The sequence below is a fragment of the Streptomyces sp. NPDC090798 genome (genome assembly GCF_044768965.1).
GTDB lineage: Bacteria > Actinomycetota > Actinomycetes > Streptomycetales > Streptomycetaceae > Streptomyces.
This window is the reverse complement of sequence record NZ_JBIVXA010000011.1, coordinates 274440-300334: the sequence shown is the minus strand read 5'-3', so window position 1 is coordinate 300334 and position 25895 is coordinate 274440. Positions and strand designations below refer to the sequence as shown.

Here is a 25895-nt window from a genome sequence, read left to right as displayed (position 1 = left end):
TCAGTGCTTCGCGTTCTTCGGCACGGTGATCTGGTGCTCGCCCCAGCTCATCCGCGTCGTCGCCGCGTAGTTCACCGTCGTGCCCACGCCGAGACCCGCCTCGCGGGCCCTGGCCGACGGTTCGACCAGCACGTCCTGCTCGCAGAGCATCGCGCCGGTGGACGGGTCGACGACCAGCCGCTGCTGCACGCTCCCCAGCGGGGTCCGCGCCGTGCCGGGGAACGCGACACCGACGCCCTCACGCCCCAGTGGATCGGTGACACGCCCCAGCCCCCGGACGCCGGGCAGGTCCGCGATCACCCGATACGCGGCCGCCCGTACGGCGGGCTTCACCGGCATCGTGATGAGGTCGGCCGCCTGACGCAGCACATAGGCCGTGCGGCCGCCGCCGGTCTCGGCACCTCTGCCGTCCTCCCCGTACAGCTTCTCCAGCCGGCGGCGCAACTCCCCACTACTGGAAGGAAGTTCGCGCAGATCCTGGTACGAGACGTTCCGCGGGCCGAGGGCGTAGATCTTGTCGTCGGCGTCGGTCCGCATGACCATCGGCCGCCCGGTTCCGATCCTGTACCCGAGCGTTCCCGATCCGGCCGCTGTCGAGACCTCGGCCTGCACGGTGGCGGGCGAGCCCGCGGCCCGCCAGCGTGCCTTGTCCGCCTCGGTGCGGGGCGCGGTCACGTCGTCCAGACCGGAGACCATCAGGCTCCGGGTTCCTCGACGCACGCCCACCGACCACTCCCCCCTCGACGTGGTGCGCACGGCGAAGAGCTGTCCCTTCGCGCCGACGACGTTCACGTCCTCCGAGCGCGTGGTGGTCTGCCAGTACGTTCCCTCGGCGGCCGGCGTCTCCGCCTTCTTCGCCACGCTGAGCAGTTCGAGACGGCCGTCGACCTGGACGTCGGCACGGCCGTCCGACGCCGCCGAAGCCGCCCCCGACGTGGCGGCCGAGGACTGCGGGCGGGCGCTCGCGCGCACACCCGAAGGGTCCTGCCGGTCGAGCGTGCTCACGACCACCACGGACGCCGCGACGGCCGCGACAGCCGCGACGGTCCCGAGCGGCCGGATCCCGGCCCGGAGGCGCCGCGGTTCCTGGGAGCGTGCCGTGCGGCTGTCCGTCGCTCCGGCCAGGATGCGTGCCAGGTCGTCGTGCTGTCGCGCGGAGCCGGCCAGCCGGGCCGGGTCGAGTTCGTCGGGCCGGGCGCCCGCGAGCACCGTCATGACGTCGGGCCGCCCGGACCGTTCGCGGGTGTTCTTCATGTGAGTGCTCCTTTGCGATCAGTACTGCGGTGCGGGGCTCGAGCGGGTCGCACCTGTGCGGGCGGCGTGTGTACGGGCGGCACTTGTGCGGGCGGCGTTCGTACGGGCGGCACCCGTTCGGGCGGCGCCTGTGCGGCCGCTACGGACGCCGTCTCCGCCGGGGACACCGTCTCCAGGGCTTTCTCCAGCCGGCGGCGGGCCCGGTGCAGCCGGACGGTCAGCGTCGCGATGGTGCAGCCCAGGACCCGTGCCGCCTGCTTGGGGCCCAGCCCATGCCAGGCGAGCAGGGTCAGCAGCTCCCGGTCGGCGTCGGACAGATTCGCCAGGGCCTGCAACGCGGCTTCCCGGTCGGTCACGTCCGCGGCGACGTCACCGACGTCGCTCCGGGCACCGCTGCTGATGCGCTGCGCCTCCTCGGCGGCGATGGCGTACTGGTGGCCGTCCCGGCGGCGCAGTTCGCGCACCAGGTTGCGGGCCACTCCCAGGAGCCAGGGCAGCGCGGGTTGCGGAATGTCCCGCACGCGCCGCCAGGCGACGGTGAACGTCTCGCTCGTGATGTCCTCGCCTACCTGTCGACCCACCAGACTCGTGGCATAGGCGAGGACGCGCGGATAGCACTCCTCGTAGACATCCCTGAAGCGTTGGGCATGTGTCACGCGCCATCCCCTCGTATCGGCTCTCTCACCAAGCAATGCGCGTGACGGCCCACTTCTTACAGGGCGAGCCGAAATTCATGCGGTGTGGTCCGCGTCACGCCGAGGAGAGGCGAGGGTGCCCGATACCGAACGAGCGGGAACGGCCGCAGCCGTTCCCGCTCGATCTCTGTGCTGTACGGCCGGACGAGTCCTGGCCTGAATCTCTCAGACGGTGCCGGAGTCCGAGATGACGATCTTCTTGGACGTGGCACCGGAACGGCTGCCGAGCTTCTCGACGGCCTTGACGACGTCCATGCCCTCGACGACCTCACCGAAGACGACGTGCTTGCCGTCGAGCCAGTCGGTGACGATCGTGGTGATGAAGAACTGCGAGCCGTTGGTGTTCGGGCCGGCGTTGGCCATGCTCAGCAGACCCGGCTTGGTGTGCTTGAGCTTGAAGTTCTCGTCCGGGAACTTCGTACCGTAGATGCTCTTGCCGCCGGTGCCGTTCTCGTTGGTGAAGTCACCGCCCTGCAGCATGAAGTCCGGGATGACACGGTGGAACGGCGAGCCCTTGTAACCGAACCCGTTCTGGCCGGTGGCCAGCTCACGGAAGTTGCGGGCCGTCTCCGGGACCACGTCGTCGTACAGCTTGAACTCGATCCGGCCGAGCGGCTCCCCGTCCGCGGACACCTCGAAGAAGACGTTCTGTCCCATGGCACTGCTCCTCTTGTATTCGAAAGGTCGTGTCCGAGAATAAGAGGGCACCGGCCCACGGGTCGCAGCGGGAACCCCCACAGCGGGACAAACGGCCTAACGCCACCGTCGCACGAGCCTCCCCGCCGGCCCTAGTCGCTGTCACCGCCGGACTGATTCACGCTCCGGCGCCGGTTGCTCTTCGCGGCGGCGCGCAGCACCTCCCCCACGACGAGCGTCACCGCCGCCACGCCCCGGACCCAGCGGGGCCCGCCGCGCGACGCCCACACCACACACACGCACCCGCCGATGGCCAGCACCAGGAGACCGGCCGGCACCAGAACGCCCATGTTCCCCACCCTGCATTCGCATATCCGTACGGTGCGGGTGATCCTCTCAGGAGGGAGGGCCCCACGGGACGCCCGCCCGGAACTAGGCCGCCGCCAGCTCGCACCACACGTACTTGCCGCGCTGCCCGTTCCTGGCCAGCGGCTGCCAGCCCCACAGATCGGCGCAGGCCCGTACGAGGGCGAGGCCGCGGCCCTCCTCCGCGTCGGCGACCCGGTCCCACGGCAGGGACGGCTCCGGCGGCTGCGGGTCCGCGTCCCAGGCGCCGATGCGCAGGACCCCGGCCCGCCACTGCACCCGTAGCGCCGCCTGCCCCTTCGTATGCCGTACGGCGTTGGAGACCAGCTCGGCCGCGACCAGCTCGGCGACGTCGGTGAGGCGGATCAGGCCGTGCAGGGTGAGGATCAGGCGGACGGTACGGCGACTGACGGTGACGGCACGGAGGTCGTGGGGGATGTACATCATGTACTCCCAGGGTTCGGCGACGGTTTCGGACATGGCTGAACTCCGTTCGGGTGGTGGGGGGTTGGAGATACGCGGCAATTACGGGCGGTGGCATTGACGCAGCCGTCATGGCAGAACGGAGCGGTGCGCTTCCGGTGCCCCGGGGTTTCGCAGTGTGTGCGTCGCGTCACCCACCGTAGGGATAACCTGTCATCCCGAGCAAGCCGATCGCGTAATCTGCCCCCGAACGAGAAGGAGCAGCTGATGGTCCTGAGGCGCGAACCAACGGCACGTCAGATGCGCCTGGGGATCGAGTTGCGCAGGCTCCGCGAGGCGGCAGGGCTCACCGCCGTCGAGGCGGCGGCGCTGCTCGGTACCGGGCGCGTCCAGATCAGCCACATCGAATCCGGACTCACGGGCGTGAGCGAACAGCGACTCCGCCGCCTGACATCCCACTACGCCTGTTCGGACGGGGAGTTCATCGGCGCCCTGGTCGCGATGGCCGCGGACCGGACACGGGGCTGGTGGGAGGAGTACCGGGGCCTGCTGCCCACATCGTTCCTGGACCTGTCCGAGCTGGAACACCACGCCCAGTTTCAACGCCACGCGGCCATCCTGTACGTGCCTGGCCTGCTACAGACGGAGGACTACGCGCGTGCCGTCTTCTCATCCCGGCTGCCCGAACTCACCCAAGACGAGGTCGAGTTGCGCATCCGGCACCGAATGGCACGCCAGGAGATCACCATTCCGTACGAAGTAGTGCTTCATGAGGCGGCACTTCGGATCAGGGTCAGTGACCGCGCCACCTCGAAGGCTCAACTCACCCGGCTCCTGGAGCTTTCCGAAGCGCATCACATCACTTTGCGCGTCATCCCCTTCGACGTGGACGACTTCGCCAAAGCCTCGAGCACGATGACGTATGTGGGCGGCCCCCTGACCAAGCTGGACACGGTGGTGCGTGACGCGCCCCACGGCTCAGTCCTCATCGATTCCGAGGCTCAGCTCCACACTTACCGAACGAGCTTCCGTAGAGTAGAGGCCGCTTCACTCGAACCCGAACGGTCGCGCGAGTTCATCCACAAGCTGACGAAAGAGCTGTGAGGCACCCCATGGGCAACTGGCGGAAGTCGTCCTACTCGGGCGAGGGCGACGGCAACGAGTGCGTGGAAATCGCGAACTCACCCACCCACATAGCCATCCGCGACTCCAAGGCCCCGGCCAGAGCCACCCTCACCATCCCGACCGGAGCCTTCACCACCTTCATCGACGCCCTAAAGTCGGCTCACTCCACCGTCACCGACTTCGCCAGGTTCCGCGGCTGATCCACCTCGTTGCCCCGCGCCGTCGCCAGTTCACACGCGAACACCTGCAACGGCACCGTCGCGACGAGCGGTTGAAGCAACGTCGGCGTAGCCGGAATCCGGATCAGGTGGTCGGCGTAAGGGACCACCGCCTCGTCCCCCTCCTCCGCGATCACGATCGTCCGCGCACCCCTCGCCCGGATCTCCTGGATGTTGGACACGATCTTGTCGTACAGAACCGAACGCCCGCGCGGGGACGGCACGACGACCACGACCGGCAGATCGTCCTCGATCAACGCGATCGGCCCGTGCTTCAGCTCGCCCGCCGCGAAGCCCTCGGCGTGCATGTAGGCGAGCTCCTTGAGCTTGAGGGCGCCTTCCAGGGCGACCGGATAGCCGACGTGCCGCCCCAGGAACAGCACGGTCTTCTTGTCGGCGAGCGATCGTGCGAGCTCCCGTACCGGCTCCATGGTCTCCAGGACCCGTTCCACCTCGCCGGAGATCTGGGACAGGTCCCGGATGACGGCCTGGATCTCGTCGCCCCACTTGGTCCCGCGCACCTGGCCCAGGTACAGCGCGACCAGATAGCAGGCGACGAGCTGTGTCAGGAAGGCCTTGGTGGACGCGACGGCGACCTCAGGACCCGCGTGCGTGTACAGCACCGCGTCCGACTCGCGCGGGATCGTCGAACCGTTCGTGTTGCAGATCGCCAGCACCTTGGAGCCCTGCTCACGGGCGTGCCGCAGCGCCATCAGCGTGTCCATGGTCTCGCCGGACTGGGAGATGGCGATCACCAGCGACCGCGTACCGAGAATCGGATCCCGGTACCGGAACTCGCTGGCGAGCTCCACCTCGCACGGGATCCGCGTCCAGTGCTCGATGGCGTACTTGGCGATCAGCCCGGCGTGGAAGGCGGTCCCGCAGGCCACGATGACGACCTTGTCGACCTCGCGCAGCTCGTGAACCGGGATCCGTACCTCGTCGAGCGTCAGTGAACCGGCCGCGTCGATCCGGCCCAGGAGCGTATCGGCGACCGCCTTGGGCTGCTCGGCGATCTCCTTGAGCATGAAGTAGTCATAGCCCCCCTTTTCCGCGGCCGACGCGTCCCAGTCGATGTGGTACGAGCGCACCTCCGCCGGACGGCCGTCGAAACCGGTCACCGTCACGCCGTCCCGGCGCAGCTCCACCACCTGGTCCTGACCCAGCTCGATCGCCGACCGCGTGTGGGCGATGAACGCGGCGACGTCCGAGGCGAGAAAGGCCTCGCCCTCTCCAACGCCCACCACGAGCGGCGAGTTCCGCCGCGCCCCCACCACCACGTCCGGATCGTCCGCATGCACCGCGACCAGCGTGAACGCGCCCTCCAGGCGGCGGCACACCAGCCGCATCGCCTCCGCCAGGTCGTCGCACGCCGAGAACTCCTCGGCGATCAGGTGTGCGACCACCTCGGTGTCGGTCTCGGAGGCCAGCTCGTGCCCGCGCTCGGCCAACTCGGCACGCAGCAGCGCGAAGTTCTCGATGATCCCGTTGTGCACGACGGCGACGCGCCCCGCGTTGTCGAGATGCGGATGAGCGTTCGCGTCCGTGGGCCCCCCGTGCGTGGCCCAGCGCGTGTGCCCGATCCCCGTGGACCCGGTCGGCAGCGGCCGGCCGACCAGCTCCTTCTCCAGGTTGACCAGCTTCCCGGCCTTCTTCGCGGCGGCGAGCCCCCCGTCCGCCAACACGGCGACGCCCGCCGAGTCGTATCCCCGGTACTCCAGCCGCTTCAGCCCGGCCATCACCACATCAAGCGCCGACTGCGACCCCACGTATCCCACGATTCCGCACATGCGCCGCAGCCTAAGGGCCAACAGCCTCCCGAACCCGGCACTCCGTGCCCGAATTCGGAAATTCCAGCCACCTTTCAGCGGGTCCCCCGGCCCCATGGCCGCCCTGGACGCCCCCGCGTGACCCCGCGTGACCGGCTACGTGACCGACCCCACCCCCCACCCCGTCCACACTCCCGTAACAATGGACTGTGATCTCTCCGGTCTCCCCGATGCCCCGGAGCGCCCACCGGCACAGGCCGGAGGCGACTCCCTACGTCGACCTCACCCGAGCCGAGTGGAGCGTGCTGCGCGAAAAGACACCGCTGCCACTGACCGCCGAGGAGGTCGAGAAGCTGCGCGGTCTGGGCGATGTCATCGACCTCGACGAGGTGCGGGACATCTATCTGCCGCTGTCCAGACTGCTCAATCTGTACGTCGGCGCCACGGACGGCCTCAGAGGGGCGCTGAACACCTTCCTCGGCGAGAAGGGCTCCCAGTCCGGCACCCCGTTCGTCATAGGGGTGGCCGGGTCGGTCGCCGTCGGCAAGTCCACCGTCGCGCGGCTGCTGCAGGCCCTGCTCTCCCGCTGGCCCGAACATCCACGCGTCGAACTGGTGACCACGGACGGCTTCCTGCTCCCCACCAAGGAGCTGGAGGCGCGCGGCCTGATGTCGAGGAAAGGTTTCCCCGAGTCGTACGACCGTCGGGCCCTCACCCGGTTCGTCGCCGACATCAAGGCGGGGAAGGACGAGGTCACGGCCCCCGTCTACTCCCACCTGATCTACGACATCGTCCCCGACCAGCGGCTCACCGTCCGCCGCCCGGACATCCTCATCGTCGAGGGCCTGAACGTCCTGCAGCCCGCCCTCCCCGGCAAGGACGGCCGCACCCGCGTCGGCCTCGCCGACTACTTCGACTTCAGCGTGTACGTCGACGCCCGCGCCGAGGACATCGAGCGCTGGTACCTCAACCGGTTCAAGAAGCTCCGTCAGACCGCCTTCCAGAAACCCGACTCCTACTTCCGCAGGTACACGCAGGTCTCCGAGGAGGAGGCGCTCGACTACGCCCGCACGACCTGGCGCACCATCAACAAGCCCAACCTGCTGGAGAACGTGGCCCCCACCCGGGGCCGGGCCACCCTCGTCGTGCGCAAGGGCCCGGACCACAAGGTGCAACGCCTGAGCCTGCGCAAGCTGTAGTCGCAAGGCCCCAGGACCATGGGCACGACCCATCTCGTCGTGCTCACGGGCGCCACCCGCAACCCGGCCGGGGACGTGGTGACATGTGACGTCGCGCGCGAGACGGGCGACGAACTGATCGGCGCGCTACGGGAGACGGAGCTCGACCAGGCCGGGTCGGTCGCCGTCGAGAACATCGATCTGTCGCTGTCGAAGCGCTCCGAGAAGGCGGAGCAGGAGTCGTCGGGCGCGGACGCGGACGCGGTGCTGTGGAAGCACCTGGCCGACGCGACGCACGAGGACGCTCTCGCTGACCTCCGCCAAGTCGGCCGCGCTCGTCGGCGTCGCCGGCTCCGTGACCACCGTCCCGGCCGCCGCCGACGTGGCCGTGGCCGTGGCCCAGCATCCTCGCCGGCACGCTCACGCTGCCGGCCCAGAAGTGGCTCTGGGCCCAGCACCGGGAACGTACCGCCAAGGCCGGGCAGTTCTAGCCGAGCGCCGACTTCACCGCGTCCGCGAGCCGGCCCGCCACCGACCGCGCGTGGTCGATGTCGGCGGCCTCGACCATGACCCGGACGAGCGGCTCGGTGCCGGAGGGGCGCAGCAGCACCCGGCCGGTGGAGCCGAGTTCCCGCTCGGCCTCGGCAACCGCGGTCGCGAGCTCGGCGGAGCTCTGCACCCGGGTGCGGTCGACGTCGGGGACGTTGATGAGGACCTGCGGCAGCCGCTCCATGACGGACGCGAGGTCCTGGAGCGTACGGCCGGTCTGGGCGATGCGGGCCGCCAGCAGCAGGCCGGTCAGCGTGCCGTCGCCGGTGGTGGCGTGGTCAAGGATGATCACGTGCCCGGACTGCTCGCCGCCGAGCGCGTAGTTGTGCTCCTTCATCTCCTCCAGGACATAGCGGTCGCCGACCGCGGTCTGGATGAGGGAGACACCCTCGCGCTCCATGGCCAGCTTGAAGCCCAGGTTGGACATGACCGTCGCGACAACAGTGTCGGAGCGCAGTGCGGAACGCTCCCGCATCGCCAGCGCGAGTACGGCCAGGATCTGGTCGCCGTCCACCTCGGCACCCGTGTGGTCCACGGCGAGGCAGCGGTCGGCGTCGCCGTCGTGCGCGATGCCGAGGTCGGCCCCGTGCTCGATGACGGCGGCCTTCAGGAGGTCGAGGTGGGTGGAGCCGCAGCCGTCGTTGATGTTCAGGCCGTCGGGCGAGGCGCCGATCGTGATGATCTCGGCACCGGCCTGCTTGAAGGCCTCGGGAGACACCCGGGCGGCGGCGCCGTGCGCCTCGTCGAGGACGACCTTCAGGCCCTCGAGGCGGTTCGGGAGCACGCCGAGCAGGTGGGCGACGTACTGGTCGAGCCCCTCGCCGTACGCGCGCACGCGCCCGACCCCGGCACCGGTGGGCCGGTCCCAGGGCGCGCCGGTGCGGTGCTCCTCGTAGACGCCCTCGATCCTGTCCTCCAGCTCGTCGGCGAGCTTGTGGCCACCGCGGGCGAAGAACTTGATGCCGTTGTCAGGCATGGCGTTGTGGCTGGCCGAGAGCATCACGCCGAGGTCGGCGCCCAGCGCACCGGTGAGGTACGCCACCGCGGGGGTGGGCAGCACACCGACGAGCAGGACGTCCACGCCCGCGCTGGCCAGGCCCGCGACCACGGCGGCTTCCAGGAACTCCCCGGACGCACGTGGGTCCCGCCCGACCACTGCCACCGGCCGGTGGCCCTCGAACGTACCCGCCTCGGCCAGCACATGTGCCGCCGCCACGGAGAGACCGAGCGCGAGCTCGGCCGTCAGATCCGCGTTGGCGACACCGCGCACGCCGTCCGTGCCGAAGAGTCGTCCCACTGGTGTCCTCCTGATGAAGCTCAGTTTTCGGAAGTCATCCGATCATGCAAGCCTTTGAGCGCCTTGTGCCGTTATACGCCTTGGGCTGTGATAAACGAACGCCCCGGCGGCACACAGCGTGCCGCCGGGGCGAACGGTCGTACGAATACGCAGCAGCCAGCGATTAACGCTTGCTGTACTGCGGAGCCTTACGGGCCTTCTTGAGACCGGCCTTCTTACGCTCGACCGCGCGGTCGTCGCGCTTGAGGAAGCCGGCCTTCTTCAGGGCCGGGCGGTTGTTGTCCACGTCCGCCTCGTTCAGCGCGCGGGCGACACCGAGACGGAGCGCACCGGCCTGACCGGAGACGCCGCCACCCGAGATGCGGGCGATGACGTCGTAGCGGTTGTCGAGCTCGAGCACCTTGAAGGGCTCGTTGACTTCCTGCTGGTGCACCTTGTTGGGGAAGTAGTCCTCAAGGGTGCGACCGTTGATCTTCCACTTGCCGGTGCCCGGGACGATCCGGACGCGGGCGATGGCGTTCTTGCGACGGCCCAGGCCGGCGGCCGGCTGCGGGTCACCGAAGCGGCCCGCGAGCGACTCCGAGGTGTACTCGCCCTCGACGGGGACCTCGGACTCGGTGGTGTAGTTCTCGATGTCGACGAGCTCAGTCTCTTCGACCGGCTGCTCAACGGTGGTCTCGGCCACGATTCTCCTCAGATTCTTTTCTGTCTTAGGGGGTGGTGGCCGGAACTACTGCGCGACCTGGGTGATCTCGAACGGGACCGGCTGCTGGGCAGCGTGCGGGTGGTTCTCGCCCGCGTAGACCTTCAGCTTCGAGAGCACCTGACGGCCCAGGGTGTTCTTGGGGATCATGCCCTTGATGGCCTTCTCGACGGCCTTCTCGGGGTTCTTCGCCAGCAGCTCGTCGTAACGGACGGAGCGCAGACCACCCGGGTAACCGGAGTGGCGGTACGCCAGCTTCTGGGTCTTCTTGTTGCCGGAGAGGTGCACCTTGTCGGCGTTGATGATGATGACGAAGTCACCAGCATCGACGTGCGGCGCAAAGATCGGCTTGTGCTTGCCCCGCAGGATGTTCGCGGCAGTGGTCGCCAGACGACCCAGGACGACATCCTGGGCGTCGATGACGTACCACTGGCGAGTGATGTCGCCGGGCTTGGGGCTGTACGTACGCACGGTCGTAGCCTTCGCTTCTTCAGTGAGTGGGTCCTGACATGGCCACCACGGACGATCACGACAGCCCTGACCGCACCTCGGTGACGCATACCGAGTGCTGGTCGCTGGTCATCGGCCCCGGTGGACCGGTGTAAGGGCCCCTCACGTGAGAATGAGCAAGCCAATACACATAACGAACTGCAAGAGTACCCGCGCTTGCCCGGAAGGGTCAAAACGCGGGTTCGCGACCCGGGTGCCTCGGCACTCAGGGCCACGCGAACAGTCACTGGAAACAGAGTAAAGCAGCCCTTGTCTCCGCAACGGCCCGACTACCCGGCGTCACCGAAGGGCCGGTGCCGGGAAGCCTGTCGAAGCGTGTCGCACCAACCACCCGGAGATGTCAGTTTTGCCCGTGCGCACTCAGGTCACGCTAGGGGCTCAAGTGCCCTCGGGTGCGGAACGCCACCCCCCGTACCCCGTCTAAGATGCGCCCCATGAGTTATGGGCAGGGTGGGCAGGGGGAGCCTCCGTGGGATCCCTGGAAGCCTGGTTCTCAGCAACCCGATTGGGGACGTCGGAACCAGACTCCGGACTGGGCGGCACTCGCCGAGGCGTCCGAGACACGCAACCGGCGGCGCAGACTGCTGGTGATCGTCGGCTCGGCGGTCGCCACGATCGCGGTCGGCGCTGCCGTCGCCGTGGCCGTCGTCTCCTCGAACGGGGACAACCAGGCCGGGAACGCGCCCAGCAAGCTGCCCGCCACCGCGACCATCCCGAGCGACAGCACGGCGCCGGTACCGACGTTCGCGCCGACCTCGGCGCCGCCGCCGCTGGATCCGATGGACTTCATATCCAGCGTGCAGAAGGACACCGCGCCGCTCAGCCCGGACATCCTCTTCCCCGGTTCGCAGCTCACGATGGGTGACCGCGTCTACCGCAAGGGCCCCACCGCCTCGACGGAGAAGTGCGCGTCGGCCGTGCAGGGCACACTGCCCGCGGTGCTCACCAAGAACGACTGCACCCGGATGATGCGCGTCACCTACAGCAAGGACGGCGTCGGGGTGACCGTCGGCGTCGCGGTCTTCAACACCGCGGCCCAGGCGGTCAAGGCGAAGTCCGAGGCGGACAGCAAGAGCATCATCACCTCGCTGTCCGGCCAGGGCGTCGCCAACTTCTGCCGTACGTCGATCTGCCGCTCGACCACCAACTCCTACGGCCGTTACGCCTACTTCACGCTGGCCGGCTTCATCAACGGCAAGGACGTGACGACGAAGGACGCCAAGGTCTTCACGACCGGCGACGACCTGGCCGAGTTCACCTTCCGCCAGATCCGCCGCCGCGGCGAGGCCCAGGCGTCGACGGCGGCCAACCAGTAACCGGCCGGCCGGCCGCCCCCGCACCCGGGTCCCGGGTCACTTGTTCTTCATGCGCAGCCGGATCGGCACCACCGCCGACTCCAGCTGGGTCTTCAGCGTCATCTTCGAGACCCCCTCGGTCCGCTCCTCGAAGCGGATCGGGATCTCGACGGCGCTGTGCCCCGCCCGTACGGCCTTGTACTTCAGCTCGACCTGGAAGCTGTAACCGGCGCTGTCCAGCGTGGCCAGGTCGATGTCGCGCAGGGCCTGGGCCGACCAGAGGTTGAACCCGGCCGTGATGTCCCGGATCCGGGTGCCGAGCACGGTACGGGCGTACCGGTTGGCGAAGCGGGAGAGCAGGACGCGGTGCGCGCCCCAGTCCTCGTCCAGCGAGCCGCCCTCGACGTACCGGCTGCCGATGACCAGGCCCACCCCGTTGGCCAGGGCCGTGCCGAGCATCCGGGGCACGGCCTCGACGGGGTGGCTGCCGTCGGCGTCCATCTGGACGACGTACTCGGCGCCCTCCTCGAGCGCGAGGCTCATCCCGGCCGCGTAGGCACGCCCGAGCCCGTCCTTCTCGGTGCGGTGCAGCACGCTCATCCGGCGCCGCCCCTTGTTGTTGTACTTCTCCGCCAGCTCGTCGGCGATCCTGCCGGTGCCGTCCGGGCTGGAGTCGTCCACGATCTTCAAGTGAAGCCCGCCGAGCGGCAGCTGAAGCACGGCTTCGGCCATTCTCGGCAGGTTGGCCGCCTCGTTGTAGGTCGGCATGACCACGGTCACCGCCGTGTCCGCCCCCATGTCGTGCGTCAAGCCCTTCTCCCCTCCCCGCCGGCCGCTGGACGTCCCAGCGCCCGGAATTCCCAGCCCGCCGCGGTCCAGCGGTCCGCGTCGAGCACTCCTCTGCCGTCCACGATCCGCGGACGGGACACCAGGGCCGCCAGCGGCCCCGGGTCCAGCTCCCGGAACTGCGGCCACTCCGTCAGATGCAGTACGAGGTCCGCCCCGCCGAGCGCCTCCTCGGCCGAGACGGCATACCCGAGCAGCGGATATGCCTTGCGGGCATTGTCCATCGCCTCGGGGTCGTAGACCGTGACGTCGCCGCCGTCGAGCCGCAGCCGGGCGGCCACGTTCAGCGCGGGCGAGTCGCGGATGTCGTCCGAGTCCGGCTTGAACGCGGCGCCCAGGACGGCGATCCGGGCGCCGAGGACCCCTCCCCCGCACAGTTCCCGGGCGAGCGCGACCACCTTGTCGCGGCGGCGCATGTTGATGGCGTCGACCTCACGCAGGAACCCGAGCGGGACGCCGAGCTCGTCGGCGCGGTGCGCGAAGGCGCGGATGTCCTTGGGCAGACAACCGCCGCCGAACCCGACACCCGCGCGCAGGAACTTGGCGCCGATCCGGTCGTCGTGGCCGATGGCCTCGGCCAGGACGGACACGTCGCCGCCCGCCGCCTCGCACACCTCCGCCATCGCGTTGATGAACGAGATCTTGGTGGCGAGGAAGGCGTTGGCGGCCGTCTTGACCAGCTCGGCGGTCGGAAAGTCCGCGGTGACCAGCGGCGTCCCGGCGGCCAGGACCGGGGCGTACACCTCCCGGAGGATCGCCTCGGCACGTGCGGAGCCGACGCCGAACACCAGCCGGTCGGGCCGCAGGGTGTCCTCGACGGCGAAACCCTCGCGCAGGAACTCGGGGTTCCAGGCGACCTCCACGGCATGGGTGTCCGCGAGCCGCCGGGCCGTTCCCACCGGCACGGTCGACTTCCCGACGAGCAGTGCGTCCTCGGCCGCGTGCGCGGCGATCGCCGCGCACGCCGCGTCGACGTACCGCAGGTCGGCGCCGTCGCAGTCGGCCCGCTGCGGGGTCCCCACACACACGAAGTGCACCTGTCCGAAGGCCCCCGCCTCCTCGTAGGAGGTGGTGAAGCGCAGCCGTCCCGAGCCGAGGTGCTTGCGGACGAGTTCGCCGAGGCCGGGCTCGTGGAAGGGCACCCGCCCGGCGGCCAGCGCGGCCACCTTGTCGGGGTCGACATCGACCCCGAGCACCTCGTGACCGAGCTCCGCCATACAGGCGGCGTGGGTGGCACCGAGATAGCCGGTGCCGATGACTGTGAGCCGCATACGGGCGGCCTCCTTAACCTTCGTGCCAGGGTCCATGGGCGGCGACCGCTACCTGCGCTCCAGTACCTGCACGACGACGTGGTTCAGCCGCACCGTGCGCGTGGCCTTGAAGTCCTCGTCGATCGCCGCGGTCTTCTTCTCGTCCGCTCCGGTCAGCGGCGGCCGGCCGTCGGCGATCGTCGACACCAGCCAGAGGCGGTCGACGCCCTTGAGGCATCGGGCCGGCTGCCTGCACTCGCTGGCGCCGTACGAACCGTTCTGCTGCGGGGTCCATTCCATGAGGACGTCCTTGGGGGCCTTGCGGTCCCGCAGCTCGTAGGCCATGGCACGGCGCTCGGACAGCCCGCCGTTGAAGATCAGGCCGTCGCCGGGCTTCTCCCCGGAGGCGATCACATTCGCCGCCGCAGCGTAGTCCGGCTCCATGGGCAGGTCCTTCTTGGCGTCGCCGATCGCGGGCCACGCCACGAAGGCGTATCCGGCGGCGACGGCCGTGACCAGTACCCCGCCGACCGCCTTCGCCGCGGCGCCGCGCCTGGCGGCGGGGTCGAGCCGCCCCGTGAGCCGGGTGACCGCGGCGGCCAGCAGTAGCGTCCACGCCGGGATGGTGAAAAGGAGATACCGCGGCAGGAAGAGATGGAGCCGGTCGGCCGTCAGGAAGGTGAGCACCGGCGGCAGCACGGCCCACGCCCCGAGCAGCACCGCGTAGCGGCGGGCCGCCAGCAGCCCCAGCACGCCGAGCCCCATCACGACGCCGCCGGTGATCCACGACCCGAACAGCTCCCGCGGGAAGTCGACCAGGTCCTGGGTCGTGGTGGTGTTCCAGGCGATCTGCCCGCTCTGCCCCGACCCCTTCGCCACCATCGGGAGCGTGATCGACAGACCGAGCAGCGCCGCACCCGCGAAGGCGTAGTGCGCGATCCTGTCGCCGCGCCGCTTCGCCAGCACGACCAGGCCCAGATGTCCGGCGATCACCGACATCGCGACCAGGTGGCCGAACCCGGTGGCCGCGATCGCCAGCGCGTACAGCGTCCAGTCGCGCAGGCTCGGCTTCTCCAGAGCGCGCAGCAGGAAGAGGGTCGCGAGCAGCGCGAAGAGGGTCGCGAAGGCGTAGGGCCGCGCCTCCTGCCCGTAGCGCGTGATCGCCGGCACCACCGCGAAGAGCAGTCCGGCCAGCAGGCCGGTCCGCACGGCGAACATCCGGCGCCCCAGGAGCCCGACCAGACCGGCCGAGATCCCCATGGCCAGCGCCTCCGGCAGCCGCAGCACGGCCGGCGAGTCACCGGCCACCGCGATCCACAGGTGCATGCCCGCGTAGTACGGCGTGAAGACGATGTCGATGTGGTCGATCAGCTGCCCGAGGTAGTGCCATGACAGCGTGGACGCCCACCAGGTGGCGTGCTCGTCGCGCCACAGTTGGCGCCCGCCGAGCCCCGGCAGCACACAGGCCAGCGCGACCAGCACGGGCAGCGCGAAGACGAGCAGCGCGGAGCCCTTGCCGCCGCCGCTGTCCGCCCGGCGTCCGGGCGCGCGCCCCTCCGTCTCCTGGTGCTGTTCGGGCTGCTCGGGATCCGTCTGCGGAGTCTGTGCGTAGGCCGTCATCGCTTCACCCAGATCCGGTACGGCGCCTGTCCGCCGTCCTTGTCGGCGGACCGCACCACGGCCAGCAGCCGGTACGTCCTGGACCCGCGCAGCTGCGCGGGCACGGAGGCGGTACGCAGCACGACCGCGTCGTACGAGCCCTTCTTCACGGCGGACGCCAGCGCGCTGCCGCGTCCTGCCTGGTGCCACTGGCCCGGATCGGTCCGGGTGCGCAGGTAGTACGCGGAGATCTCGGGGTCGTCGCTGAGGTAGCTGCCCTTGGCACCCTTCTCGGTCACGACCTCGCGCAGCGCGGCGATCATGCCGGCCGAGTCCGGCGGCCGGTACAGGTCCTGGGTCTGTGCCATGCCCACGACCAGCGCGGCGACGTAGATCATGATGCCGATCTGCGGGTAGCGGAAGTGCGCGCCCATCATCCGGGAGATGCCCAGGCCCGCCATCGGCACGGCGAAGAGCAGCCCGAAGCCGACGTGGATGTGGAGCGAGCTGCCGTTGCCCAGGTATGCCTGGTAGAGCGGGGCGAGGAGCGCGGTGGCACACAGGGTCAGCCCCAGCGAGGCCCTTCTGACGGCGCCCGGCGCGGACCCCTCGGCCCAGGGCATCTCGCCCATCCGGGCCCGGCGGGCGAAACCGACGGCGCCGATCACGGCCACGAGCAGGACGATGCCGCCCCACTGCGCGCTCTCCTTCAGCAGGCTCAGCGCGCTGTCCGTGCCGTGCACGTTCCAGCCGCTCGGCGTGCCGTTCAGCCGGACGCCCACGAAGCACAGGGCTCCGGTCGCGACGGCGAAGAGCGCGCCCCGCGCGAAGGCGCCGACCCCGCGGAAGCGGTAGGCGGTCAGTACGGCAAGCACGGTCAGCGACGGCAGGTACAGCGCCGCCGCGTACGCGGCGAACGGCGCGAGCGCGGCGAAGGGCGCCGCCACCAGGACGGCCGCGGGTGTCGACTGCCGGGTCCTGGCCAGCAGCCACAGGGCCGCGGCGAGCAGGAACAGCGACAGGGAGTGCGCGCAGGCGTAGCGGCCGGTGAAGGCGGTCGACTCCAGTACGGAGTACATCGCGGCGGCCGCGAGACCGGCCCGCGCGTTGAACAGCAGCCGGGTCGCGCCGAAGAGCAGGGCGGTCGCGCCCAGCGCCCAGACCAGGCTCAGCGTCCGGGCTCCGGCCAGACCGGCATCGGAGACCAGCCCCGAGAGTGTTCCGTCGGAGGTGAGGAACTTCGCCTCCTGCGAGAAGGCGCTGCCGTCCAGCCGGTAGGACAGACCGGCCTGCACCAGCAGGATCAGCACCAGCACAGCGCGGCTGATCCACGCCGAGCGGCTGTTGTCTACCGACCAGGCGGAGACGGGGACCTCGGGCAGCACATAGCCCGGTTCGGGCTCGGGTTCGGGCTCGGGGTCCAGGACGGTGTAGTGCGGCACGTAGTAGTCGGCTTCGGGCTCGTCGCCTGGTGTCCGCGGGGCGCTGTACGGGGGGTACTGCTGTTGCCAGGCGCCCGGCGTCGGCTGCTGATGTTGCAGAAACGTTTCCTGATTGTGCGGGGCGTACGGGACCCCCTGAGAGGTCTCCGGAACCTGTTGAGCCTGCGGGGCCTGCTGCTGCCAGTACTGCTGCTCATTGCTCATGACCGCGGCACCTCGAATCCGAAGGCGTCGTCGGCGATCAGGCGCTTGAACTCGGCCAGGGCGAGCGGGCTGCTCTGGATGCGCCAGTCGGCTCGCTTGGGGATGTTGAACCAGAGGAAGCCGATGACGTCGTCGTTCGCCTCGACTCCGCCCAGCAGCCCGCGCACATCCGCACGCCGCCGCTCCCCGGGCTCCGCCGAGGTCTCGCTGATCAGAACCGGCTTGTCGGTGAACCCGGCCACCTGCCGCCGGGTGGGTCCGTACAGGGTGTCGAAGGTGTGGGCGCCGGTCTGCGCCCAGTACCCGACGATGCCGACCCAGTCGACATACGCGTCACCGGGCCAGTAGGGCTCGAGCTTCACCGACGGGACGGGGTTGACCACGTTGGGGCTCCACACCCAGACCACGTTGGTGGCGCCCTCCTCCTGGAAGAGGTCGTGGATGTGCCGCCATGCCTTCACGAAGGTCGCGGCCGTCGTGTCCTTGGTCCCCCACGGGTACCAGTGGCCGTTCATCTCGTGCCCGAAGCTGATCGCGACGGGCACGGCCGTCTTGCGGACGCTCGCCGCGAACTTCTTGATGTACATGTCCTGAGAGCCGTCCGCGATCTCGCCGAGGCCGGGCTTGAACGGCTCCCACGAGACGTACAGCAGCCCTCCGTCGTCGAAGACGTTCTTCGCGCCCTCGGCGTTGAATCCGTTGCCCCACGAGGAGTACGACCCGACCATGTTCGGCTTCTTGCCGACCGTCTTCGCGAAGGCGTCCACGGGCTTCATAGAGCTGGGCGCGCCGTCCACGGCGAGCCCGAAGTACTTCTTCGCGGGGTGCAGCAGCTTCTTCACGTCGTACGGCCGCTGCTGCGCCGCCTGTCCTGAGGAGTCGCCGGCGGCCGGTTCCCGCGCGGCCTCGGCGGCCGGGTCGTCCGCGCCCCCGAACACACCACAGCCGGATGCCCCCGCCAGGGACATGAGCGCCACGGCCAGCGGGAGCAGGGTCTTGCGGATCATGCGGTGTCACCCACGGTCTGGAGCTCCTGGGGCCGTACCTCGGCATGGTGTTCCTTGGGCTGGATCAGCGCGCGGGCGACCACCAGCGCGTAGAACAGCCCGGAGGACAGGACGAGGGCGAAGTCCGGCGGATAGCCGGTGAACAGCCGGTACACGGCGGCGCCGACCCAGACCACGGCCGTCCCGCCGCTCCAGATCCACATCCCCAGCCAGAACCGCCGGGTCTTGTTCTTCTTCGCGCCCTTGGAGCCGGTCGGCTGCCAGCCCATACGCTGCTTGCGCAGGATGTCCCAGATGGCGAAGACATGCGCCCAGCCGTACATCATCCGCGCCGACCAGGCCTCCAGGCGGTAGGGCGCCTTGTGCCACATCGGGAAGATCATGGCCGTGTAGACGATGCTCGGCAGCACCCACACCAGGTGCTTGACCTGGAGCATCTCGGGGCTGGTCAGCAGCAGGAGGATCGGTACCAGCGGGGCCACGAAGGTGAACAGCGCGGTGTGGATGTAGTAGAAGAACCCGGACATGTAGCAGAGCCGGCTGGAGAAGCGGATCGGCGCGTCCCAGAACTTCTTGCTGCCGAGCAGCGACATCGACCCCGAGCACCAGCGGTACTGCTGGTTGAAGAAGGCCCCGGCCGTGTCCGGGCACACCCCGGTCGACAGGGCGACCGGCACGTACTTCAGGTCCCAGCCGAGCCCGCGCAGGTCGAAGCCGGTGTGCACGTCCTCGGAGTGCTCGATCAGCGTCGTACCGCCGTTGGTGTCGAGGGCGGCGCGCCGGTAGATGGCGCAGGAGCCCACGCAGATCGCGCCGTCACTGCCCTGCCGCGAGACCTGCACCGAGCGGTAGAAGAGCTCCTGGACGGCCCCCGCCCCGCGCTCGATCCAGTTCTGCGAGTCCAGGACCCGGAAGTACTGCGGCGACTGGACGATCCCGATGCCCTCGTCGGCCTCCATGTACGGCAGCAGCTCCTCCAGGAGGTCGGAGCGCGGCGTGAAGTCGGCGTCGAGGATGAGGATGTACTTGCCGTCCGACTGTCCGAAGCCGTAGTGCAGGTTGCCGGCCTTCTTGAACCAGCCGCGGTTCTCCCGGGTGCCGTAGCGGAACCCGAAGTCGCGGGCCATCGCCGCCAGCTCGGGACTCGCACCGTCGTCGAGCACGAAGGGAACGCACTGCCCGGGATACCGGTCGGCCAGCTGCCGCACGTGCGTCCAGGTGTTGTGCAGCACCTCGATCGGCTCGCCGCACACGGGCAGGAACACGTCGACGGTCGGGTAGACCGCGGGCCGCCAGCCACGCGCCAGCTCCTGGTGGTACGCGAAGTCGAAGTCCCTGGTGAAACCGTTCACCTTCAGCGACACCAGGTAGTAGACCACCGTGAAGGCGAGCGGCGGACCGAAGATCCACATCAGGGGACTGGCCTGGGCGAGCGCGACCTGACTGACGGTCAGACAGCCGAAGCTGACGACCGACGCGAGGGTCAGCACCCACAGGCGCCGCTTCACGTACGAGTACTTCTCCGCATGCGAGGGCGGCGCGGGCAGCAGCCCGAGCGGTGCCCCAACGGCACCGCGCCGTCCTCCGTGCCGTCCGGCCCGCCGCCCCCCAGCGCCGGCCCCTCCGGACATGCGGGCAGAGTCAAGTGATGACATTCCTACCCTCCGGGCCGACGGCCCGCGTTATCCCCACCCCAAGAAGCCCCGCATCGAACACGGGGCCGAGAGGCGAAAGAGTATCCGAGAGGTAAGAATGATGTAAGGCCCAACAAGTGACTTACGCCGGGTAAGTGACGACATGTGAGCTATCTGCGCGTAATTTGCATGTTACTAACAGGTTTCACACCCTGGTGCCCCGGGCAGCGTCCGCCGGTTCCGCGCCTCCTTGTTGCGCGCGGCGAGCAGTTCGTCCGCGGGGTAGCCGACCTCCTCCAGGGTCAGCCCGTGCGGCCGTACGACGTGGACGGCCGAGTCCCGCACGCCGGCCGCGAGCACCTTCCCCGGCCAGTCGGACCCGCGGTGCCCGTCCCCCACGAACAGCAGCGCGCCGATGAGCGAGCGCACCATGTTGTGGCAGAAGGCGTCGGCACGGACGGTGGCGGTGATGACCCCGTCGTCCCCGCGCACCAGGCTCAGCTCCTGGAGCGTACGAATGGTCGTGGCACCCTCGCGCCTCTTGCAGTACGCGGCGAAGTCGTGCTCGCCCACGAGCCGCTCGGCCGCCTCGTTCATGGCGTCGACGTCCAACGGCCAGTCGTGCCACAGGACGTGACCCCGCAGCAGGGGGTCCACTCCCCCGGGGTTGTCGGTGACGCGGTAGGCGTACCGCCGCCAGATCGCGGAGAAGCGGGCGTTGAACCCGCTGGGGGCCTCCCTCAGGGACCACACCCGCACGTCCTTGGAGAGCCGGCCGGCCAGCCGCTTGAGGAGCTTCTCCTCGTGCTCGGTCCACAGCTCGACGGGCAGGTCGACGTGCGCCACCTGCCCGCGCGCGTGCACACCGGCGTCGGTGCGCCCGGCGACGGTCAGCTCGTACGTGGTGTCCCTGGTCCGCGTGACGGTCCTGAGGGCGTCCTCGATCTCCCCCTGCACGGTCCGGCGCCCCGAGGCCTGCTTGGCCCACCCGGAGAACTCGGTCCCGTCGTACGACAGATCCAAACGCACCCGTACGAACCCGGGCTGTACTTCGTCACTCACACCTAGATCCTCTCAAGGCCGGCATCTGTGCCGGAACGCGAAAGCGGGCCCGCCCCGAAGGGACGGACCCGCTCACAGCCAGGCAGTGCCTCAGGCGTCCTTCGACTCCTCGGCGGGAGCCTCGGCGGCGTCCTCGACCTTGGCGTCCTCGACCTTGGCCGGAGCCTCGGTCTTGGCCTCGGCGTCCTTGGCGGAACGCTTGGTGGCCGCCTCGGCCTCACCGGTGGCCTGCTGGGCCACGGTCAGGGCCTCCACCAGCTCGATGACGGCCATGGGCGCGTTGTCGCCACGGCGGTTACCGATCTTGGTGATACGGGTGTAGCCACCCGGGCGGTTCTCGTAGCGCGGGCCGATCTCGGTGAAGAGCGTGTGCACGATGCTCTTGTCCGTGATCACCGAGAGCACCTGACGGCGGTTGTGAAGGTCACCCTTCTTCGCCTTGGTGACCAGACGCTCCGCGTACGGGCGCAGGCGACGGGCCTTCGCCTCGGTGGTGGTGATGCGGCCGTGCTCGAAGAGCGACTTCGCGAGGTTCGCGAGGAGCAGCTTCTCGTGCGCGGCGCTGCCGCCCAGACGGGCACCCTTGGTGGGCTTCGGCATGGTGTTTCTCCTAGGTGTCTGCCCCGGCCGTATCAGGTACCGGAGTCAGTGTCCGAGCGGGCGATTGCCCGTCGGAGATCCGGGGCGGCCCCGAAGGGGCGCCCCGGAAGGGGCACGGGGAACTGCGCGATCAGGCACAGCGCACCCGCACCGGAAAACGGACCGTCTGGCCCGAGCTCTCAGTACTGCTCGGTCTCGACGAACCCGGCGTCCGCGTCGTCGTCGGCGCCAAAGGCGTCGGCGGCAGCGGTCGGGTCGAATCCGGGCGGGCTGTCCTTGAGGGCCAGGCCCATGCCGGCCAGCTTCGCCTTGACCTCGTCGATGGACTTCGCACCGAAGTTGCGGATGTCCAGGAGGTCGGCCTCGGAGCGGGCGACGAGCTCACCCACGGAGTGGATGCCCTCACGCTTGAGGCAGTTGTAGGAACGAACGGTGAGCTCGAGCTCCTCGATCGGCAGCGCGAGGTCCGCGGCGAGGGCGGCGTCCGTGGGGGACGGGCCCATGTCGATGCCCTCGGCGTCGATGTTGAGCTCGCGGGCCAGACCGAACAGCTCGACCAAAGTCTTACCGGCCGACGCCATGGCGTCACGGGGACGCATGGCCTGCTTGGTCTCGACGTCGACGATCAGCTTGTCGAAGTCGGTGCGCTGCTCGACACGGGTCGCCTCGACCTTGTACGTGACCTTCAGCACCGGCGAGTAGATCGAGTCGACCGGGATGCGCCCGATCTCCTGACCGACCTGCTTGTTCTGAACGGCGGAGACGTAGCCGCGACCGCGCTCGACGGTCAGCTCCATCTCCAGCTTGCCCTTGCCGTTGAGCGTGGCGAGGACGAGGTCGGGGTTGTGCACCTCGACACCGGCCGGGGGCGCGATGTCGGCGGCGGTGACCAGACCCGGGCCCTGCTTGCGCAGGTACATCACGACCGGCTCGTCGTGCTCCGAGGAGACGACCAGCTGCTTGATGTTGAGGATCAGGTCGGTGACGTCCTCCTTGACGCCCGGCACGGTGGTGAACTCGTGCAGAACGCCGTCGATGCGGATGGACGTGACCGCCGCACCCGGGATCGAGGACAGGAGGGTCCGGCGCAGGGAGTTGCCGAGGGTGTAGCCGAAGCCCGGCTCCAGCGGCTCGATCACGAACCGGGAGCGGAATTCGTCGACGACCTCTTCGGTCAACGAGGGACGCTGAGCAATCAGCATGAAGTGAATCCTTCAGTCATGGACACCCACTATTTGATGTCCGACTAGTACTGCAAGGGTACGGGCGGCACAGCCTCGAAAGGCCATACCGCCCGAAACCTGAGACAACCGTGCGTCAGACGCGGCGGCGCTTGGGCGGACGGCAGCCGTTGTGCGGGGTGGGGGTGACGTCCTGGATCGAGCCGACCTCGAGGCCAGTGGCCTGGAGGGAGCGGATCGCGGTCTCGCGACCGGAGCCCGGGCCCTTCACGAAGACGTCAACCTTGCGCATGCCGTGCTCCTGCGCGCGACGGGCGGCCGACTCGGCGGCCATCTGCGCGGCGAAGGGGGTGGACTTGCGCGAGCCCTTGAAGCCGACGTGGCCGGCGGAGGCCCAGGAGATCACGTTGCCCGAGGGGTCCGTGATCGAGACGATCGTGTTGTTGAACGTGCTCTTGATGTGGGCGTGCCCGTGAGCGACGTTCTTCTTTTCCTTGCGGCGCACCTTCTTGGCAGCGCCCTGACGACCCTTGGGGGGCATCTATTACTCCTACGGGAGGTGGTCGGTCCTACAGCGAAGACCGCTGATAAGCGTCCGCTGAGGACTACTTCTTGCCCGGCTTCTTCTTACCGGCGATGGCGCGACGCGGGCCCTTGCGGGTACGAGCGTTCGTGCTGGTGCGCTGACCGTGGACGGGCAGGCCACGACGGTGGCGCAGACCCTGGTAGCAGCCGATCTCGACCTTGCGGCGGATGTCGGCCTGAATCTCGCGACGGAGGTCACCCTCGGTCTTGATGTTGGCGTCCACGTACTCGCGGATCTTGACCAGCTCTTCTTCGGAGAGGTCACGAACGCGGGTGTTCGGGTTCACGCCGGTCTCGGCCAGCGTCAGCTGGGAAAGGGTCCGGCCGATGCCGAACACGTAGGTCAGGGCGACCTCCACACGCTTTTCGCGCGGGATGTCAACACCGGAAACGCGTGCCATTCAATGGCTCCAGTTGTCGTTCGGAGGTCTTCCGCAGAACCGGATCCCGCCCGCCGTCCTCTTCACGCTGAAGATTCGGTACGAACCGGGTCCCCGGCCTCCGACCGGGGGTGTCAGGCCTGATGAGAATCAGCCCTGGATTCTGCGTATGAACATGTACTGCTTGCGTCGCGCGAAGTATCTGCGGGTGCAGAAGGTGCGGTCGTGCGTCAGCCCTGGCGCTGCTTGTGGCGCGGGTTTTCGCAGATGACCATGACCCGACCGTGACGGCGGATCACCCTGCACTTGTCGCAGATCTTCTTGACGCTCGGCTTGACCTTCATTGGGTGAGGTTCTCCGGGTCAGTGCCACCCCCCGCGCCCCGGAACCGGGAACACGGAGTAAAGGCAAGATCTACTTGTAGCGGTAGACGATCCGGCCACGCGTGAGGTCGTACGGAGACAGCTCCACCACGACCCGGTCGTCAGGGAGGATGCGGATGTAGTGCATACGCATCTTGCCGCTGATGTGTGCCAGGACCTGGTGGCCGTTCTGGAGCTCGACCTTGAACATGGCGTTCGGAAGAGACTCGACGACAGTGCCCTCGATCTCGATGGCACCTTGCTTCTTGGCCACGCTTCGCCCTTCGAATCGACTACCTTGATCGACTTCGCACGAGCGCATGCAGACATGCGGGTGCACGAGAGCCGACGAGTCAGTCTACGTCAGGCCCCTCGGAAAGACGAATCGAGAAAGAATGCCCCACTACGGAGATCCTTAAGCAACGGGGGTCGCCGGCGCGTGACCGCGGCCGTTCCGCACCGGCGCCGCGTAGCCGTACGGCGACCACGTCGCCACCCGCCGTAGCCGACCGGCATCCGCCGTTCGTGGACCGCGGTGCCGCCGCTGCGCCCGACCGGGCAGCACCCACAGGCGCCGACCGACAGCCACGGACCGGGCCACCGCCCGGTTACGCCGTCAGGTCCCCACGACGGATCCGGCGCCACGACCACGCACTCCGCCGACCTCGCCCACCGCCGTCAGGCCGGCCGTCCGGCGCCGTCAGGCCGACGGCGGGCGCCGCGGTGATCCCGTACTCCGCCGGCTTCGCCCTGCCGCGGTCAGGGGCGGTGAGGACCAGCGGACCCTGCTCCGTCAGTGCCACCGAGTGCTCCCCGTGCGAGGACCACGTACCGTCCGTCGTGCCGTCAGGCCAGCGGGTCCGGCGCCGCGGTGATCCCGTACTCCGCCAGCTTCGCCCTGCCGCCGTCAGGGGCGGTGAGGACCAGCGGACCCTGCTCCGTCAGTGCCACCGAATGCTCCCAGTGCGAGGACCACGTACCGTCCGTCGTGATGACGGTCCAGTCGTCCTCCAGCACCTCGGTCCGCGGCGTGCCCAGGGACACCATCGGCTCGATGGCCAGGCAGAAGCCGGGGACCAGCTTGGGACCCTTGCCGCGCCGCTTCTCGACGTAGTTCAGCAGGTGCGGGTCCATGTGCATCTCGGTGCCGATGCCGTGGCCGCCGTAGTCCTCGATGATTCCGTACTTGCCGCCGCCGGGCTTCGGCTGGCGGCGGATGTACGTCTCGATCGCACGCGAGACGTCGACGAGCCGGTTGCCCTGCTTCATCGCCGCGATGCCCGCCCACATCGACTCCTCGGTCACCCGGGAGAGCTCGAGCAGCTCCGGGGCGTGACCGGAGCCCACGAACGCGGTGTACGCCGCGTCCCCGTGCCAGCCGTCCACGATCGCGCCGCAGTCGATCGAGATGATGTCGCCGTCCTTCAGGACCACCTCGTCGGACGGGATGCCGTGGACGACGACCTCGTTGACCGAGGTGCAGATGGTCGCGGGGAAACCGCCGTACCCGAGGAAGTTCGACTTCGCCCCGTGCTCGGCCAGCACCTTGCGCGCGACCTCGTCCAGGTCCTTCGTCGTCGCACCCGGCACGGCCGCCTCACGTGTGGCCGCGTGAATGGCCGCGACGACCAACCCCGCCGCACGCATCTTGGCGATCTGCTCAGGGGTCTTGATCTGCACCATGGCGGCCCGCGCTCTCCGTCTTCTCCGTCATTCCGACGACGT

The 25895-nt window shown here is 69.1% G+C and carries 27 protein-coding genes and 1 pseudogene; 5 read left to right on the top strand and 23 right to left on the bottom strand.

What is annotated here, in order from left to right; all coding sequences use genetic code 11:
- The 5 genes from ACIQTP_RS25280 to ACIQTP_RS25260 all read right to left on the bottom strand — a co-directional run bounded on the left by ACIQTP_RS25280 (position 1) and on the right by ACIQTP_RS25260 (position 3431).
- The gene (locus ACIQTP_RS25280) at positions 1–1254 is read right to left on the bottom strand and encodes a CU044_5270 family protein (RefSeq protein ID WP_403403330.1); all 1254 of its coding nucleotides are present in this window, start codon (positions 1252–1254) and stop codon (positions 1–3) included.
- Complete coding sequence (locus ACIQTP_RS25275; protein WP_403403327.1) at positions 1251–1910, bottom strand: sigma-70 family RNA polymerase sigma factor; 660 nt, start codon at positions 1908–1910, stop codon at positions 1251–1253. The genes ACIQTP_RS25280 and ACIQTP_RS25275 overlap by 4 nt, the downstream gene beginning before the upstream one ends.
- 204 nt (positions 1911–2114) lie before the next feature.
- The gene (locus tag ACIQTP_RS25270) at positions 2115–2606 is read right to left on the bottom strand and encodes a peptidylprolyl isomerase (protein ID WP_402034726.1); all 492 of its coding nucleotides are present in this window, start codon (positions 2604–2606) and stop codon (positions 2115–2117) included.
- A 131-nt stretch (positions 2607–2737) separates the two neighbouring features.
- Complete coding sequence (locus tag ACIQTP_RS25265; protein ID WP_403403323.1) at positions 2738–2935, bottom strand: hypothetical protein; 198 nt, start codon at positions 2933–2935, stop codon at positions 2738–2740.
- An 82-nt stretch (positions 2936–3017) separates the two neighbouring features.
- Entirely contained in the window at positions 3018–3431 is a 414-nt protein-coding gene (locus ACIQTP_RS25260) for an ATP-binding protein (protein ID WP_403403320.1), read from the bottom strand.
- Between the two features lie 210 nt (positions 3432–3641).
- Here ACIQTP_RS25260 and ACIQTP_RS25255 point away from each other — a divergent pair, with 210 nt between their 5' ends.
- Both ACIQTP_RS25255 and ACIQTP_RS25250 read left to right on the top strand, forming a co-directional pair.
- The gene (locus tag ACIQTP_RS25255; RefSeq protein WP_403403433.1) at positions 3642–4478 is read left to right on the top strand and encodes a helix-turn-helix domain-containing protein; all 837 of its coding nucleotides are present in this window, start codon (positions 3642–3644) and stop codon (positions 4476–4478) included.
- Positions 4479–4486: 8 nt separating this feature from the next.
- Positions 4487–4699 carry a DUF397 domain-containing protein gene (locus tag ACIQTP_RS25250; protein ID WP_403403318.1) on the top strand — a complete coding sequence of 71 codons (213 nt, stop codon included), beginning with the start codon at positions 4487–4489 and terminating at the stop codon, positions 4697–4699.
- Here ACIQTP_RS25250 and glmS read toward each other — a convergent pair.
- Positions 4660–6507 carry a glutamine--fructose-6-phosphate transaminase (isomerizing) gene (gene glmS / locus ACIQTP_RS25245; RefSeq protein ID WP_403403315.1) on the bottom strand — a complete coding sequence of 616 codons (1848 nt, stop codon included), beginning with the start codon at positions 6505–6507 and terminating at the stop codon, positions 4660–4662. The two genes, ACIQTP_RS25250 and glmS, sit on opposite strands and share 40 nt — an antisense overlap.
- Before the next feature lie 209 nt (positions 6508–6716).
- Between glmS and coaA the strand changes: the two genes are divergently transcribed.
- Together coaA and ACIQTP_RS25235 are read left to right on the top strand one after the other, a co-directional pair.
- Positions 6717–7685 (top strand): type I pantothenate kinase, encoded by a 969-nt coding sequence (coaA, locus tag ACIQTP_RS25240; RefSeq protein WP_168494664.1) that lies wholly within the window; start codon positions 6717–6719, stop codon positions 7683–7685.
- 15 nt (positions 7686–7700) lie between these two features.
- Positions 7701–7970: pseudogene (locus ACIQTP_RS25235) on the top strand (hypothetical protein); the annotation flags it as partial.
- 181 nt (positions 7971–8151) lie between these two features.
- Here the strand turns inward: ACIQTP_RS25235 and glmM are convergent.
- The 3 genes from glmM to rplM form a co-directional block, all read right to left on the bottom strand.
- Positions 8152–9510, bottom strand: a complete 1359-nt coding sequence (gene glmM, locus ACIQTP_RS25230; RefSeq protein WP_403403311.1) for a phosphoglucosamine mutase — start codon at positions 9508–9510, stop codon at positions 8152–8154.
- A gap of 163 nt (positions 9511–9673) precedes the next feature.
- Positions 9674–10195, bottom strand: a complete 522-nt coding sequence (rpsI, locus tag ACIQTP_RS25225; protein ID WP_060895271.1) for a 30S ribosomal protein S9 — start codon at positions 10193–10195, stop codon at positions 9674–9676.
- A gap of 45 nt (positions 10196–10240) precedes the next feature.
- Positions 10241–10684: a 50S ribosomal protein L13 gene (gene rplM / locus ACIQTP_RS25220; RefSeq protein ID WP_101400131.1), complete on the bottom strand. Its 444-nt coding sequence runs from the start codon at positions 10682–10684 to the stop codon at positions 10241–10243.
- Positions 10685–11157: 473 nt separating this feature from the next.
- Here rplM and ACIQTP_RS25215 point away from each other — a divergent pair, with 473 nt between their 5' ends.
- Complete coding sequence (locus ACIQTP_RS25215) at positions 11158–12039, top strand: hypothetical protein (RefSeq protein WP_403403307.1); 882 nt, start codon at positions 11158–11160, stop codon at positions 12037–12039.
- 36 nt (positions 12040–12075) lie between these two features.
- Here the strand turns inward: ACIQTP_RS25215 and ACIQTP_RS25210 are convergent, their stop codons facing one another.
- From ACIQTP_RS25210 to map, 14 genes are all read right to left on the bottom strand, one after another.
- Positions 12076–12816 carry a polyprenol monophosphomannose synthase gene (locus tag ACIQTP_RS25210; protein ID WP_403403430.1) on the bottom strand — a complete coding sequence of 247 codons (741 nt, stop codon included), beginning with the start codon at positions 12814–12816 and terminating at the stop codon, positions 12076–12078.
- Between the two features lie 8 nt (positions 12817–12824).
- A complete protein-coding gene (locus tag ACIQTP_RS25205; RefSeq protein WP_403403304.1) occupies positions 12825–14135 on the bottom strand; it encodes a UDP-glucose dehydrogenase family protein in 1311 nt (436 codons plus the stop codon).
- Between the two features lie 48 nt (positions 14136–14183).
- On the bottom strand, positions 14184–15734 hold the full coding sequence (locus ACIQTP_RS25200; protein WP_403403301.1) for a glycosyltransferase family 39 protein: 1551 nt from the start codon (positions 15732–15734) through the stop codon (positions 14184–14186).
- On the bottom strand, positions 15731–17359 hold the full coding sequence (locus ACIQTP_RS25195) for a hypothetical protein (RefSeq protein ID WP_403403298.1): 1629 nt from the start codon (positions 17357–17359) through the stop codon (positions 15731–15733). Before ACIQTP_RS25195 ends, ACIQTP_RS25200 begins: the two co-directional genes overlap by 4 nt.
- The gene (locus ACIQTP_RS25190; protein WP_403403295.1) at positions 17356–18366 is read right to left on the bottom strand and encodes a glycoside hydrolase family 26 protein; all 1011 of its coding nucleotides are present in this window, start codon (positions 18364–18366) and stop codon (positions 17356–17358) included. Before ACIQTP_RS25190 ends, ACIQTP_RS25195 begins: the two co-directional genes overlap by 4 nt.
- The gene (locus ACIQTP_RS25185; protein WP_403403292.1) at positions 18363–19997 is read right to left on the bottom strand and encodes a glycosyltransferase family 2 protein; all 1635 of its coding nucleotides are present in this window, start codon (positions 19995–19997) and stop codon (positions 18363–18365) included. Before ACIQTP_RS25185 ends, ACIQTP_RS25190 begins: the two co-directional genes overlap by 4 nt.
- Positions 19998–20195: 198 nt before the next feature.
- Positions 20196–21062, bottom strand: coding sequence for a tRNA pseudouridine(38-40) synthase TruA (truA, locus tag ACIQTP_RS25180; protein ID WP_403403289.1), 867 nt, complete (start codon positions 21060–21062; stop codon positions 20196–20198).
- Between the two features lie 90 nt (positions 21063–21152).
- A complete protein-coding gene (gene rplQ / locus ACIQTP_RS25175) occupies positions 21153–21662 on the bottom strand; it encodes a 50S ribosomal protein L17 (RefSeq protein WP_402034694.1) in 510 nt (169 codons plus the stop codon).
- Between the two features lie 179 nt (positions 21663–21841).
- Entirely contained in the window at positions 21842–22864 is a 1023-nt protein-coding gene (locus tag ACIQTP_RS25170; protein WP_003966937.1) for a DNA-directed RNA polymerase subunit alpha, read from the bottom strand.
- Positions 22865–22979: 115 nt separating this feature from the next.
- Complete coding sequence (rpsK, locus tag ACIQTP_RS25165; RefSeq protein ID WP_003956432.1) at positions 22980–23384, bottom strand: 30S ribosomal protein S11; 405 nt, start codon at positions 23382–23384, stop codon at positions 22980–22982.
- Positions 23385–23448: 64 nt separating this feature from the next.
- Positions 23449–23829: a 30S ribosomal protein S13 gene (gene rpsM, locus ACIQTP_RS25160; protein WP_356468887.1), complete on the bottom strand. Its 381-nt coding sequence runs from the start codon at positions 23827–23829 to the stop codon at positions 23449–23451.
- A 209-nt stretch (positions 23830–24038) separates the two neighbouring features.
- On the bottom strand, positions 24039–24152 hold the full coding sequence (gene rpmJ / locus ACIQTP_RS25155; protein WP_003998809.1) for a 50S ribosomal protein L36: 114 nt from the start codon (positions 24150–24152) through the stop codon (positions 24039–24041).
- A gap of 70 nt (positions 24153–24222) precedes the next feature.
- Entirely contained in the window at positions 24223–24444 is a 222-nt protein-coding gene (gene infA / locus ACIQTP_RS25150; protein WP_003948620.1) for a translation initiation factor IF-1, read from the bottom strand.
- Positions 24445–25016: 572 nt separating this feature from the next.
- Positions 25017–25853, bottom strand: coding sequence for a type I methionyl aminopeptidase (map, locus tag ACIQTP_RS25145; RefSeq protein ID WP_403403285.1), 837 nt, complete (start codon positions 25851–25853; stop codon positions 25017–25019).
- Between the last annotated feature and the right edge of the window lie 42 nt (positions 25854–25895).